This window comes from Acidobacterium sp. FHG110202_01, assembly GCF_059115305.1.
This window is the reverse complement of record NZ_JBZYWJ010000006.1, coordinates 119,286-134,612: the sequence shown is the minus strand read 5'-3', so window position 1 is coordinate 134,612 and position 15,327 is coordinate 119,286. Positions and strand designations below refer to the sequence as shown.

Below are 15,327 nucleotides of genomic sequence, written 5' to 3'. Positions count from 1 at the left end.
CTTAACAGACGTTGCTGTGCTTTCGGAAGTGCAAGTGCTTAAACGAACATGAGCTACGTCTTGATACCTCACTAAGAGTCAGATAACAGGTGTGTAGAGATGACACTGAGCGCACAATTCCAATGCTCGATGGCGGATATGTTGAACCAACACGCCTCGAGGCGGCCGGACGCCATCGCATACATTTATTTGGATGATAGCCTCAACCAAACCAAGCGGCTCACTTTCTGCGCCCTGCAGAAAGAAATAAACACGATCGCGCACGAACTCCATAAATTCGCTTCTCCGGGCGAAAGAGCCCTACTTCTTTACCCGTCCGGTCTGGAATTCATAAGCGCTTTTCTCGCCTGCCTGCAGGCCGGCATCATCGCAGTGCCAGTGCACGCACCGCGGTCTACACGACACCGGGATCGCTTGGATACCATCGTGAGAGACTGCCAGCCAAGCATAGTCATGACCAGTCAACATTTCTTCGCCCAGGCCTCGGGCGTTTTTCCTGCCGAGGCCGGAACTCTAGGCTTACCACACCTCTTTACCGATGAGATTGCGCTCAGCTCAGCCAGCGAAGATCATCGAGTTCTCGTTAGCGGAGAAGAGACCGCATTCCTGCAATACACATCCGGTTCAACCACCTCGCCTAGGGGTGTGATGGTCACGCACAGTAACATTGCTGCGAACGAACGAATCATCAAGGAAGCCTTTCGCGCAAACCAAGACTCTGTGGTGGTAAGTTGGCTCCCGCACTATCACGACATGGGTTTGATCGGAGGCATACTTCATCCGTTGTGGGTCGGAGCGCAATGCATCTTGATGTCCCCTCAAGCGTTCTTACGGAGACCGAAATCGTGGCTTCAGGCAATCAGCGACTATCGTGCGACTATAAGCGGCGGTCCCAACTTCGCGTATGAATTGTGCAGCTCACGAATTTTGGAGGAAGAGAAGCAGACGCTGGATCTCTCTCCCTGGACGGTTGCGTTTAACGGTGCGGAGCCTGTCCGCCTCGCGACAGTGGAACGATTCTGCGGCGCGTTTCAAGCTTCTGGGTTTCGAAAGAATGCAATCGCGCCGTGCTATGGACTTGCAGAAGCAACGTTACTAGTCTCGGCAAAACATGAAGGATCCGAATACACAGTCCACAATGCTCCCGCAACCGGATCTAATAGCGATTCCGTGCAGGATGCCGACAACCCTTCCAAACGAAAACGCCTGGTTGGTTGCGGCGAAATCGGTGTCGAGCTTAGTGTGCAGATCGTAGACCCACAGACCAGAATGGATCTTCCCGACGGAGTTGTGGGTGAAATTGTGGTTTCGGGTCCAACTATAGCTGCGGGATATTGGAAAAACGAGGAAGCAAGTCTTGAAACATTTCACACGGGAGAAGCAAACTCTCCACTCCTGAGCACGGGAGATCTGGGCTTCCGGATCGCCAAGGAGCTCGTCGTGACGGGGAGACTAAAAGATCTGCTAATTGTTCGTGGAAAGAATTATCACGCCGAAGATATCGAGGTAGCCGCAGCGAGTGTCCATGAAAGCCTACGCACTTCGCCAGGGGCCGCCTTCTCGGTGGAGACAGAAAAACATAGCGAAGCGATCCTGATACAAGAACTGCCGAGACGGCTGAATGGTATGGAATCTCTTAGCCGTTTGGTCGAAGACATACGCCGCGCCGTCGCAGAGGAAGAGGAACTCATTCTCGATAGGGTTGTTCTGGTCGCCACGGGCGCCATCCCTCGTACAACAAGCGGTAAAGTCCGGAGGCAAGCATGTCGCAGCTTGTATTTGGAAGGACGACTGGATGTTTTGTTCTCCCATGTCATGCCTGAAACTTCTGAGGAGTTTCCCACGATAGCACTCGAAGTTGACAGGGAAACAACCGTACTGGAAAAACTACAGCACTTGGCGGCCCACATTCTTCAGGTTGACCCCCGAGCGATACGCACAGATCTATCCCTTCTGTCTCTCGGTCTCGATTCATTGACGGCGGTCACGTTGCACGCGAAAGCGGCGGAATCGTTAGGAATACACATCTCACTCGAAAAAATGCTCCGGGGTACATCACTTCGCGAACTTGCCGCAGGAGCGTCCACTACCTCTGATCCGCCCGCGGAATCTCATGTCGTGACGTCACCAGAGGGCCTGGGCTCATATCCGCTCTCCGAAGGACAGAAGGCTCTCTTTTATATTCACCTTCTAGACCCTCAGAGCCCTGCATACAATTTGTTTTCGGCGTCGCGTACTGATTCACCTCTTGATATTTCTGCCTTTTGCGGCGCAATCCGCGAACTAATTAATCGCCATTCGCTGCTTAGAAGTTTAATCATATCTACTCCTGATGGACCGATGCGTTCTGTCGTCGAAGATTATCCATCACCTCCTACAGTGCAGGACGCCTCCCAATGGAATGAGGAAACGCTGGAGAATTACCTCAAGGAGGCGGCAAACAGACCATTTGAGATCTCAAAGAATCCGCCCTTTCGCGTAGAGCTGATCCGCCAAGAGGGACGCGGCGACATAGTATTGCTGGTAGCCCATCACATCATGCTTGACCTCTGGTCAGCATCTATTCTGCTGGATGAATTGGCTGACATCTACACGGCGATCCTCGAAAACAGTCCGCTTCCATCACGGTTGCCGCATATCCCGTATTCCCAATTTGTAGATAGGCAGCTACTGGAGCTGAAAACCGAGAAGCTCAAAGCGCAAAAGACGTATTGGAGGGGCCGATTGACTGAAGCGAATACGTCTTTGGCCTTGCCCGCTGATCGCAGTCCTGCGTTGTCGGCAAGGCGAGGCTCGACACTCTGGTTTGAGTTAGATGACACAATTGCCGCCCAAGTCGGACGTCAAGCCCAAGTTTTAGGCGTGTCGCTTAACACTTTCTTGTTAGCTGCCTTTTCCGCCCTTCTCTTACGGATCTCAGCCCAGGACGACGTACTTGTAGGCGCACCCGTATCAGGCCGTACTTTTTCCAGCTGCGCGGCCTGCATCGGATACTTTATCAACCAAGTAGTCTTGCGAAGCCAATGGTTTCCCGGCATGCGGTTTGCTCAATTTGCCACGACAATGCAAACCGAAGTTGCGGCAGCTCTGTCGAATCAGGATTATCCCTTTTCCCATCTAGTGGAGGACCTTGAGATTCGGAGAGAGGCACACCGTACACCATTGACTCAAGTCATGTTCGGTCTACAGAGTACCCGCAATATGACGGGGACGGAGCTTTCTCGATTCATTTTGGGCCACCGAGGAGCTGAGTTCCGCAAAGGTGCATTGAAGCTTCAAGCTATTCCAGTAGAAAATCTGGGGGCGCAGTGCGATCTATCGCTCTTTTTCGCCGACCAGCAACAAAGGCTGTCAGGTCTGATCCAATACGATTCCGACATTTTCGACCGGGCATCTATCGATAGAATCAAACGTGAATTCGAGGTATTGCTCGACGCTGTATCCCAAGACCCTGATCTAGAGTTGGAGCACCTTCCAATCATGGATAAGGATCAAAGCGAACGCATGCTCATAGCATGGAACGCAACATTGTCTCCATATGTCCCAGAAATGTGCGTCCACCATTTAGTCGAACAAACAGCAAATACCCATCCAGACCTGACAGCAGTTTCTGCACACGACGGGACCCTCGAGTATCGTCAGCTTATTTCACGATCTGTCGTGATCGCAGCAACGCTTCAGGCAAACGGGGTCATAGAAGATTCTATTGTTGCTCTACAATGCTCGCGGTCGGTACATCTTCCCGTCGCAATGCTCGGTATTCTGCAAGCGGGAGCAGCCTTTCTACCACTCGATCTGTCACTGCCTGTGGATCGTCTCCGTTACATGGTGCAGCAATCTCATGTTCAGATTGCGGTGACAGATGATGCAGGCGCGGCTGAGACATTGACAGCGATCGGAATTCCACAAGTCGTTCGCGTCGATCTACTGACTCACAATATGCCCTCAGTTTCCAAGGCCGAAGATTGGAAAATCCCGCCGGCCAATCCGGATGCTTTGGCGTATGTCATCTTCACATCCGGATCGACAGGAGTCCCAAAAGGAGTCGTGGTGACTCACCGCAATCTTGGAAACTTCTGTCACGCGATGACGCACATTATCAACTGCGGCGCAGGGGATCGATTCTATGCGCTAACAAGCATATCGTTTGATATTTCCATTCTGGAGTTGCTGTGGCCCTTGACCTGCGGCGCGGAAGTAGCGATTATTCCGGAACAGAAGAAGCGCGTCCGCTCCTTGCTCTCGACGGGGGTGCAGGCAAACAGGGGTTTGGACTTTAGCTTGTTCTATTTTGCTGATGCCTCGAATCGTTCGCTGCACGCTCCGTATACTCTCCTGATTCAAGGCGCGAAGTTCGCAGATGAGCACGGCTTCACGGCTGTCTGGACGCCCGAACGCCACTTTCACCAGTTCGGGGGTCTTTACCCGAATCCTTCCGTGACGAGCGCAGCGCTCGCCGCTGTCACCGAGCGAATTCGTATTCGGGCGGGCAGTGTCGTCCTGCCGCTTCATAATCCGATTCGCATTGCGGAGGAGTGGTCTGTCGTTGACAACTTATCTCAAGGAAGAGTGGATATTGCGTTCGCCTCCGGTTGGCACGCAAACGACTTTGTCCTAGCACCTGGAAACTTTGAGGAGCGACGGCGGCTGATGGAAGATGGAATCAGTACCATCCAGCAACTCTGGCGCGGACATCCGATCGAAGAGCGCAACGGCATTGGAGACACAATCTCGGTCGAGATCTTTCCGAAACCAGTTCAACCTGAACTCCCGATCTGGATTACCGCCGCAGGCACTCCGGCGACATTTCAGCTTGCGGGTGCCCTCGGTGCGAATGTCCTAACTCATCTCTTAGGACAAGGTATCGACGATGTGCAAGAAAATGTCAAAAACTATCGACGCGCTCGAGCGAACGCGGGTCTCAATCCAGACCAAGGCCGTGTCACGCTGATGCTCCATACGTTCCTTGGAAGCAATCGTGAAGAAGTCCAAGCCATAGTGCGAGAGCCCTTCAAGCAATATCTGCGTTCTTCTGTGGGCCTAATTGAAAAATTCATCAAGACAATGGGGCTGCCAGTTGATTTCGCCCAGCTCACTTCAGCGGACTTTGAAGCCTTATTGGATTTTGCCGCTCAGCGGTACGCCGCAAACAATGCTTTATTTGGTACCGTATCCGATGCTGCTTCCCTGGTAGAGAACTTCAAAGAGGTCGGCGTAAATGAAATTGCCTGTCTGATTGATTTCGGAATCGAATCTGGGACAGTAATAAATAGCCTCTCAAGTGTCAGGGACTTGATGACACATTTGAATCTACCGAGTTTGCCGATCACCCAAAGCAGACCAAAGGAAGCGTCGCGTCGGCATTTGCTCCAATGTACTCCGTCGATGATGAAACTCCTGCTTGCTGAAAAAGATGAAGCATCGCTCCTCCACTCGATTGACACTCTGCTCCTGGGTGGAGAGCCAGTGTCGGCATCTCTAGTTGAACGCATTAAGGCGGAATATTCATGCAAAGTTATGAACATGTATGGTCCGACAGAAACCACCATTTGGTCCACAAGCCAGGAACTTGATGTAGCAGCTGGAGTCACGGTGGGCAGGCCAATTTCGAATACGGAATGCTTCATTCTCGACCGGCGACGTATGCCAGTTGATGTGAATATGGTCGGAGAGCTCTACATAGGTGGGGATGGCGTCGCACGAGGATACATCGGGCAGCGTGACCTAACCGAAGAGCGTTTTATCCCCAATCCGATTCCAGGCAGCAGATCGGGTCGTTTATACCGCACTGGGGATTTGGCGCGATTCAAGCAAGATGGAGCAATCGAAGTTCTCGGACGAATTGACCAACAAGTGAAGATCCGGGGACATCGTGTGGAACTCCCGGAGATAGAGTTTGCGATTGGTCAGCACCCCGACATCTCCAATGTCGCTGTTGTGAAGTCTTCTGGCGATTTCGGCGACGGCCAGGAATCGTTGGTTGCCTACTTCGTTCCCAAGCATGGAAGTACAGTGAACCGCGAGACTATGCGTCTTTTTCTCGGGAGCAGTCTTCCTTCCTACATGATTCCATCTCATTTTGTGAGCATGGATGCGCTGCCTCTTTTGCCTAGCGGGAAGACCGATCGCAAGGCCTTAGAGCAACGGCCCATCCTCCCCGCTCAGGCAGCGGGTTCAAGCACCGCCTTGCCGGCTTCTGTCGAAAACCTCGAACAGGTGATTGAAAAAATATGGATGGACACTCTTCATATCGACCGCGTCTCACTCGATGACAACTTTTTCGATATCGGCGGTCACTCACTACTCATGGTTCAGGTACACAATGCACTGTCGGCAGCGCTTAGGGGCAACTTTCCCTTGATCAAGCTTCTTGAGAGTCCTACTATCCGCTCACTGGCAGCTGCTCTTACTGAGCACCAAGCAAGCAGCAGAACGAGCGCAGCACAATCTAGTGAAATCGACCGGGCGGCGATGCAACGAAAAGGATTGGCGGCGATGCGAAGGAATGCAAGTTCCACGAGGCCGGTCGCATGAATAGAGAAGATAATAGCGCGGACCTCAGCGTTGCTATCGTCGGGATTGCTTGTCGCTTTCCCGGCGCCGCCAACGTTAGTGAGTTCTGGAATAACCTCCGTGAAGGTGTAGACAGCGTCAGCGACTTCTCTGAGGAAGAACTGCGATCATTCGGTATTCGTCAGGGGATATGGAAGCGCTCCGATTTTGTCCGCTCCGCTCCTGTGCTGGACGATTTCGCGTGTTTCGATGCGTCATTTTTTGGTTATTCTCCAAAGGAAGCGGCGCTAATGGATCCTCAACATAGGGTCTTTCTAGAGTGTTCGTGGGAGGCGCTAGAAGCTGCAGGCTACATTCCAGACAACTGCCCCCAGCCATGTGGAGTGTTTGCAGGTACCAGCCTAAGTAGTTATCTGCTCTACAATCTCCTACCGAGATTGCGTAATCCGCATAGCGATGACAGTCTGCAAACGATGATTGGGAATGATAAGGATTTCCTAAGTACTCGCGTGTCCTATAAGCTCAATTTGCGCGGTCCGAGCATTGATTTGCAGACAGGTTGCTCGACATCGCTTGTCGCCGTGCATATGGCATGCCAGAGTCTCATCAGCTATCAATGTGACTTGGCTCTTGCAGGTGGCGTGTCAATCCAGGTGCCCCAGAGGCGTGGCCATATATTTCAGACGGGGGGAGTATGTTCCCCGGACGGCCGTTGCCGCGCGTTCGATGCGAAAGGGGCAGGTACGATCTTTGGAAGTGGTGTAGGCGTCGTGGTCCTGAAGCGTTTTCTCGAAGCGGTGCGCGACAGGGATCACATTATTGCGGTGATCAAGGGATCGGCAGTAAACAACGACGGTGCGGCGAAGTTGGGTTATACCGCGCCTAGCATTTCCGGCCAATCTGAAGTGATTCAGACAGCCCAGTTGATGTCTGGAGTCATGGCTCGATCGATCGCTTATGTGGAGTGCCACGGTACGGCAACTCCTCTTGGCGATCCAGCAGAAATCACGGCTCTCACGAATGCTTTTCGAGTAAGCACCGATGACGTCGGCTTTTGTGCCGTCGGATCAGTGAAGTCCAATATCGGCCATCTTGACGCCGCAGCAGGTATCGCCGGATTGATCAAGACAGCTCTGTGTCTAGAGCATGAAGAATTGGTTCCCAGTGTTCACTACGAACAGCCCAATCCGGAAATAGATTTTGCCAAAACACCGTTCTATGTTATTTCAACACGACGGCCATGGCTACGAGACAGTTCCGGTAATCTCCGGCGAGCTGGCGTGAGTTCTTTTGGGATCGGCGGTACAAATGCCCATGTAATTCTCGAAGAGGCGCCGCCACAGTCCAGAGAACCCGCTACGCGGGATCAACATCTACTACTACTTTCTGCTGCCACTCCTCAATCTTTGGAATCCTTGACAGAGAGATACATTCGTTTTCTTGAAACGCATTTGGACGACAACATTGCTGACGTTTGCTACACGCTGCAAATGGGGCGGCACGCGCACGCGTGGAGACGGGCAGTCGTTTGTACCAACACCGAAGACGCCATAGCATCTCTACTTGGCGGTCCAAACACTTGGAGCATTACACAGGAAACAGGCCGCCAGAACCGTACTGTGGCATTTATGTTTTCAGGTGGAAGTGCCCAGTACGTTAGGATGGGCGCTGGCCTTTATTCTTCTCAGCCAATATTTAGACAGCAATTCGACATATGCGCCGAGATCCTTCGTTCATGGCTTGATTGCGATATTGCGACCTATCTTTTTCCCCGGGAGCGGTCACCAGAATCGGTCGCCGCCATTCGCGGCACGACGCTTGGGCTTCCATCCCTTTTCGCAGTCGAATATTCGTTGGCGAAATTGTGGATCGAATGGGGGCTTCGGCCATCAATGATGATTGGACACAGTCTCGGCGAGTACACTGCCGCGTGTCTCTCAGGGGTTTTGAGCTTGGAGGACGCGCTTGGCGTCGTTGCCACCCGTGCTCTCCTGTTGGGTACTCTTCCCGCGAGCGCCATGTTGAGCGTTCCATTGAGTACTGACGAATTGGCTCCCTACTTGGATGGAAGCAGCATCACGATTGCTGCAGTTAACGGTCCTGCCCAGACTGTGCTCTCGGGAAGTACCGACGTTGTGGAGAATCTAGTGGTACGTCTCCGCGAAGATGACATAGAGACCAGGCGCCTTCAGGTTCCCGTTGCAGGTCATTCGCCGTTTATTGATCCGATACTTAAAGATTTCCAGCACTTCGTCGAGAAAATCGACCTCAAAGAGCCTCTTATTCCTTATGTTTCGAACCTCACAGGAGACTGGGCAGATGCCAGCCTCATTTCAGACAAAACATACTGGGTGCGCCATCTGCGCGAACCTGTTCGGTTTTATGACGGAATGCAGCAACTTCTAAAGAAACGCCCCGGCATCCTCCTCGAAGTTGGTCCGGGAAATGTTTTAACCACTCTTGCGCAGTCGATCCTTGAGCCTGGCGGCCCGCAGACTGCACTCCCGTCGATGCGGCATCCCTATGACCAGGAGTCAGACGAAACATTCTTGCACAGAACGGCAGGGCGCCTATGGGCTTTAGGGGCAATCGACAACTGGCCAAACTTCTATCACGAAAAGGATCGGCGGCGAGTCCCACTGCCAACCTATTCATTTGAGAAACAAATACATTGGCTCGAGCCGCTCAACAACGAGATAGGTGACGAAAACATCGAGGAAAATCATGTCCATGATACTTCCTCATGCTTCTATGCTCCGATCTGGAGGTCCGAGCCAAAAGTAGAATTTCGTTTGGATGGCTTGCCAACGAACACGAAGGTCGTAGTCTTCACCACTGGTAGTGCTGTTTGCGAAGAAGTGATTAGGATTCTGCAACAATCTGGTTGCCGAGTGTTTTCGGTCTGCGCGGGCCAAGAATTTTCGCAACGGGATGAAAATCATTTTTCACTAAGGCCTCTTGATGAGGAAGATTACATTCGGCTTGTGTCGTGCATAACGGAGCCCGAAATTGATACTGACATTTCTCTCATTCATATGTGGACTCTGACTTCTGAGGAGGTAATCGACAGGGAAACTGTGTTTCGCAATGTCGCCGAAGCCGGAGTTGCTTCGACGGGTCACTTTGTAAGAGCCATAGCATCTCGAAATGATGCGCAATATAAACTTCACATTTCGCTTGTGTCTGATCGTCTATATCAGGTCCATGACAACGATGATGTTATCCCAGAGAAGTCTCTGCTTATGGGAATCACTGTTGTGGCGCCACAGGAACATCAATCCGTCGATTGTACTTTGATTGATATTGGCTCGGGCAACGATGGTGCCTCGGTTGCAGCGCTCTCTCGATGGATCGTAAGAAGCATATTCAGCCGAGACGGTCACAAGATTATCGCACTGCGCAACTCCAGAAGGTGGTCTCTCGATTACTCGATTGCGAGATTACAGGAATCCAATCAACGCCCACTTCTGAAAGACGGTGGAGTCTATCTTTTGCTCGGCGGGCTTGGTGAAATCGGACTTCATATTGCCAAAGAACTTTTCACTAAAACGAGGGCTCGGCTTCTAATCGCGAGCCGACATGATGTCCCGCCGGCTGAGAAATGGGATCACCAAGACTTCGAACAAGAGTCTTCCTTGGCTGCCGGTCAGCTGGCTGGACTGCGCGAATTGAAGGAGATGGGAGCCGACTTGACAGTTGTGAACGTAGACGTTTCGGATGCAAACTCTATGCACGATCTCACGCAGAGAATCATGAACGATTACGGCGCACTCGATGGAATATTTCAGTTGGCGGGCGCGACAGGGCAAGGTGTCGTTCATCTGGTAATGGACGGAGATGCTGAAACGGCCATGAAGATCGGCAGCGCCAAGGTCAGAGGCACTCGCAATATCGAAATGATGGCTTTGGTCTTGAAACCCGAATTCGTTGTTTTGTTCTCCTCGACGGCTGCGACCCTCGGCGGCGTTGGACTGTCCTCCTATGCTGCGGCCAACGCAGTCCTTGAATCGACAGCGGCGGCGCAATCGATCCACTCCGAGAACGTGCGATGGGTCAGCATTGCCTGGGACGCCTGGCTTACTGCGAGGTATGCCGCAGAATCCTCGTTGCCTCCGGACCTGCGAGAGTTTGCGCTCTCTCCTCAAGAAGGACTTGACGCGCTGATGCAAATACTGGAAAGAGGAATCGAAGGTCCGGTCATCGTCTCATTAGGAAATCTGAGAGCCCGCATCCGGCGAGCACACGCACCCTCTCACGGTGCGGAGGGCCTAGTGGTCCATCCCAGCGCAACGATAGAACCGGCAACAAATCGTGCTTATGTTCCGCCTGCGAGCCAGTTGGAACAAACGATAGCGAGCTCTTGGCAAGATCATCTAGGCATTCCAAGGGTAGGGCTCGATGACAAGTTTTTCGAACTCGGCGGTAATTCATTGCTTGCGCTGAGAATTGTTTCGCAACTGAAGCGGGTTTTGGGGAGGGAAATCCCCGTCACCGCAGTCTTCGAAGGAGGCACCGTCCGGAGAATGGCCGAGGTTCTTGCTGCGCCAAGTACTGACGGCCGATATCTGGACGATAGCAGAGCTCGAGGTGCTGAACGTCGACGCAGGCTGGAAGAACAAAATCAACCTGGTGTTCTCGCCAACGGACCGGTGGCCTAGTCACCCTCCTAAAACGTAAAGCTGTAAAGTAGCTGCACCACAGTCGCCACAAGACACGCATTACAAGTGTCTTTAGCGAGAATTACGAAGGACTCGATGAGAGACATCGCTATTATCGGCATGGCAGCACGTTTCCCCGGTGCCAGAAACGTGGCGACCTTCTGGAATAACATTTGTTCAGGCATAGACTCCGTGCGCGAAGTCCCCGAGGCGGAATTGGTACGAGTTGGAGTCGACCCTTCTGGAGCGCGGCGTAACACTTATGTGCGCAGGGCAGCATTTCCAGATGATGTAGAATTTTTCGATTCTCGTCTCTTCGAAATCCTTCCTACTGAAGCGGCTATTCTTGATCCGCAACACCGAGTGCTGCTCGAGTGCGGCCTCGAAGCTCTGGAAGACGCTGGTCAGGATCCGGATCGTTATGCCGGATCGATTGCAGTCTTCGCAGGATGCACATTAAACACCTACCTATTAACTCACCTCATGACGCACCCGGCCCTGATCGAAAAGATCGGACCACTCCAGCTAAACATCTCGAGCAGCCCAGACTTTCTTGCAACGCGTATTTCTTACAAACTAGGCCTGCATGGAGTCAGCCACACGGTGCAATGTGCTTGCTCAACCTCATTGGTGGCGGTCCACCTTGCCTGTCAAAGTCTCCTGTCGGGAGACGCAGACATGGCCTTGGCTGGGGGCGCCTCCCTCAACTTCTATCTTCGCAACGGTTATAGCTATCTTCCGGGAGGGATGTTCTCGGAAACGGGAATCTGCCGCCCATTTGATAGCAGGGCTGATGGCACTGTATTTGGTAGTGGCGCAGGCCTCGTTGTTTTGAAAAGGTACGACGACGCGAGACGTGACAGAAACCACATTCACGCAATCATCAAAGGCTCCGCTGTTAATAATGACGGCTCAACCAAGGTGGGGTACACTGCCCCGAGCATTGAAGGTCAATCTAAAGCGATTGCTGAAGCCCTCGCGAATGCTCGGGTCCCTGCCAACACAATCAAATACGTCGAGACGCATGGCACTGGCACACCGATTGGAGATCCCATCGAGTTTCAGGCCCTTCTCCGCGCCTACGGTTCTCAAGGACACGACGGACCGCCATGCTTTATTGGATCAGTGAAGTCGAATATCGGCCACCTCGATTGCGCTTCAGGAATAGCTGGCTTGATCAAGGCTGTTGAGATATTGAAACATGGGTGTATACCGCCGACATTGCACTTCGAGGCGCCGAATTCCCTGATATCTTTGGACTCAACTCGATTCCAGATCAACACACACACCATTTCGTGGCCAGATCCAGATCTCCCAAGAAGAGCATCTGTTAGTTCATTTGGAGTTGGAGGCACAAACGCACACCTTGTCCTGGAGTCTGCGGAATACGCGGAGCGCCGGCCGTCTGAATTCGATAGCCCATTTCATCTTATGGTCCATTCCGCCGCGACCGACACTGCGCTCGCCGCCGCTGTTTCACAGCAAAACGCGCATCTTACAGCGGACCCTGAACTGGATTTGCGAGATGCTGCATTTACCCTGGCTCTAGGCAGGAAGGAGCGTCCTTGGCGCACTTTTCAGATATTGCGTGCAACGGACGACGGGCACAGACTAGTTCGAGCGGCGCGGGAACCAATGAAGGTTAGTTCTGGAACGCACCCCTCCGTAATCTTTCTTTTTTCAGGGCAAGGATCTCAGACGATCGAGATGGGCCGCGAGCTTTATCGTTGGGAGCCAACGTTCCGCAGGGTATTGGATGAGAACCTCGCGCAGCTCGCACAGTACATGGATTACGATCCCAGGGGACCATCTTGGCTTGAGCATACGAAAGACGAGATTCAACCAATTTTCCAGCGTACCGATTGTGTTCAGCCGATCATGTTTGCTTTTGAGCATGCGCTGGCAACTCTATGGATGAGTTGGGGAATTGAGCCGTCCTTGATGATCGGGCACAGTCTGGGCGAGTACACAGCTGCCTGTATTGCAGGAACAATGAGTGTGGAAGATGCCCTCAAGCTTGTAGCACTTCGCGGACGTTTGATGCAGGCTACAGCTCCTGGTGCGATGCTAGTGGTTCCATTAGGAGAAGCCGAAGCCTCGGCCATGGCGAATGATCAGATATCTCTGGCCGCGGTCAACAGTCACACGCAGTGCGTTATGTCCGGCGCAAGAGATCAGATCGGTGCTCTTGAAGCAAGGTTGGCAGCGGACGGCGTCAATGCTCGCCGGCTCCCCGTGCAGCAAGCTTTTCATTCTGTGCTGATGGAACCGATACTCGATGAGTTCCGGAAACACCTCGATCAGGTGCGGCTTGCAACGCCGCAACGGACCTGGCTTTCGAACGTGACGGGAAAAATAATTACTCCTGAACAGGCAATCGATCCAGCCTATTGGCTACGACACCTCCGATATACTGTACGGTTTTACGACAATTTGCGTGAGGCGCATCAGACACCGGACGCGATATTTCTTGAGGTCGGGCCTCAACGAACGTTACAGCAACTTGCGAACAGGCTGCCGCTCTCGTCGCGGAATCAGATAGCCATCGCGTCAGTCGAAAGTGCCGAAACCGAGCATCTATCGCTCATCTCTGCTTTGGCTACGTTTTGGATGCGAGGAGTAGGGATTAACTGGCAAGCGTTTTATCAGGGCCAAGATTGCTATCGCATACCGCTTCCTACTTATCCATTCGAACGTCAGAGATGCTGGATCGAACGCGCAGCACAAGCAGAAGTGCCGCTTAGTAACGATCACGCGTCGGACACTTGCCATCCTGAAGAGTCAAAGCGTGCGCCCCAGGCGAACAATCGACCTGATATGCCAAACGCATACGTGCAACCAGTGACGCCGACCGAGGTCTCGTTGACCAAAATCCTTGAAGCGGCATTGGGTATAACGCCACTGGGTTCGAAGGACAACCTTTTCAATCTCGGGGTCGACTCCCTAATGGCGATCAATCTCGTTAGTCAATTTAGAGAACAATTTGGTGTGCTTCTGACGGCTGTCGACCTCTATGAAGCCATCGACATTGCTTCTTTGGCAAGAATTGTGGACGAGATGGTCGATGAACAAAGGTCCTCTTCACAAGTACCTCCAGCGTCTTCCTCGAAGATTGAGCATCCTCAGGTCTATTAACAAGTTTCCGCGAATATCATCCCAATCGGTTCGCGTACTTAGCAACCATTTATGAGATGGTCGTGGGCTCTTCGTAAGACGAATAGATTAGCTATCGACTTGTGCCGACTTGGGAGCCAAATGCCAATGTCCATACACGTTTCAACCGAGAACCGTTGGCTCCTTCGAATCTCTAAGAGTGCCATGCCATCCCTAAGACTGGTCTGTTTTCCCTTTGCGGGTTCTGGCGCGTCGATTTTCAGGCCATGGATCGACCGCCTGCCGGCAGAGGCCGAAGTTCTGGCGGTTCAGCTCCCAGGCAGAGAGAATCGTCTCCGCGAACCTTACATCCGCGATATGGAGGAGCTCACCGGACAGCTCGAGCGCGAGATCGGGCCGGTGCTCGACCCACCATTTGTGTTCTTTGGGCACAGCCTAGGCTCGCTCATCGCCTACGAACTGCTTCAGCGACTGAAAGCGACAGGACGAAGCCAAGCGGAGTTGTTTTTCGCGAGCGGCGCCCCTGCCCCGCACACATGCATATCTTCGGGGGAGCCCACCACGCTGACTAAGGATCAGATTCAACAAGATCTGCGAAAGATCTCCGGGACTAACACCACTCTTCTTGACAATGCCGAACTGTTCGCACTTCTGCTTCCCATATTCCAAGCCGACTTCGAACTCTACGCCAATTATCGACACACGAAGCTCCCGCCTCTTCAAACTTCCATCGTTGCAATTCGCGGAGCCGACGACACTTACATTACTCACCAGCGCCAACTGGAATGGAATCGGCATACTGATCATCAGTTCTCGTTGCATGTCATTCCTGGTGGTCATCACTTCATGGTCGATTCTTCTAAAGCTCTGCTTGCGTTGGTGAATAGCTATCTCGCCCCAATACTCAACCGGCGGTCCCAAGACGGACATCCTGTAGTCCAGGGCGCCTGACACGCCAATCTAACACTTCCAGAACCAACTAACGCTGAGAGTTTTTTGCCAGCGGCACTTCGTGCCCTTCTTCGTGCCACATGGGAAGTTG

Annotated in this window: 4 protein-coding genes; all 4 read left to right on the top strand. The window is 52.6% G+C overall.

From position 1 onward, the window contains the following. Positions 1–99: 99 nt before the first annotated feature. Positions 100–6,534 (top strand): MupA/Atu3671 family FMN-dependent luciferase-like monooxygenase, encoded by a 6,435-nt coding sequence (locus tag AC5S16_RS13990; RefSeq protein WP_493930696.1) that lies wholly within the window; start codon positions 100–102, stop codon positions 6,532–6,534. Continuing rightward, the gene (locus AC5S16_RS13985; protein ID WP_493930695.1) at positions 6,531–11,171 is read left to right on the top strand and encodes a type I polyketide synthase; all 4,641 of its coding nucleotides are present in this window, start codon (positions 6,531–6,533) and stop codon (positions 11,169–11,171) included. Before AC5S16_RS13990 ends, AC5S16_RS13985 begins: the two co-directional genes overlap by 4 nt. A gap of 96 nt (positions 11,172–11,267) precedes the next feature. Next, positions 11,268–14,306, top strand: coding sequence for a type I polyketide synthase (locus AC5S16_RS13980; RefSeq protein ID WP_493930694.1), 3,039 nt, complete (start codon positions 11,268–11,270; stop codon positions 14,304–14,306). Positions 14,307–14,489: 183 nt separating this feature from the next. After that, positions 14,490–15,236, top strand: coding sequence for a thioesterase II family protein (locus AC5S16_RS13975; RefSeq protein ID WP_493930693.1), 747 nt, complete (start codon positions 14,490–14,492; stop codon positions 15,234–15,236). Positions 15,237–15,327 lie beyond the last annotated feature (91 nt).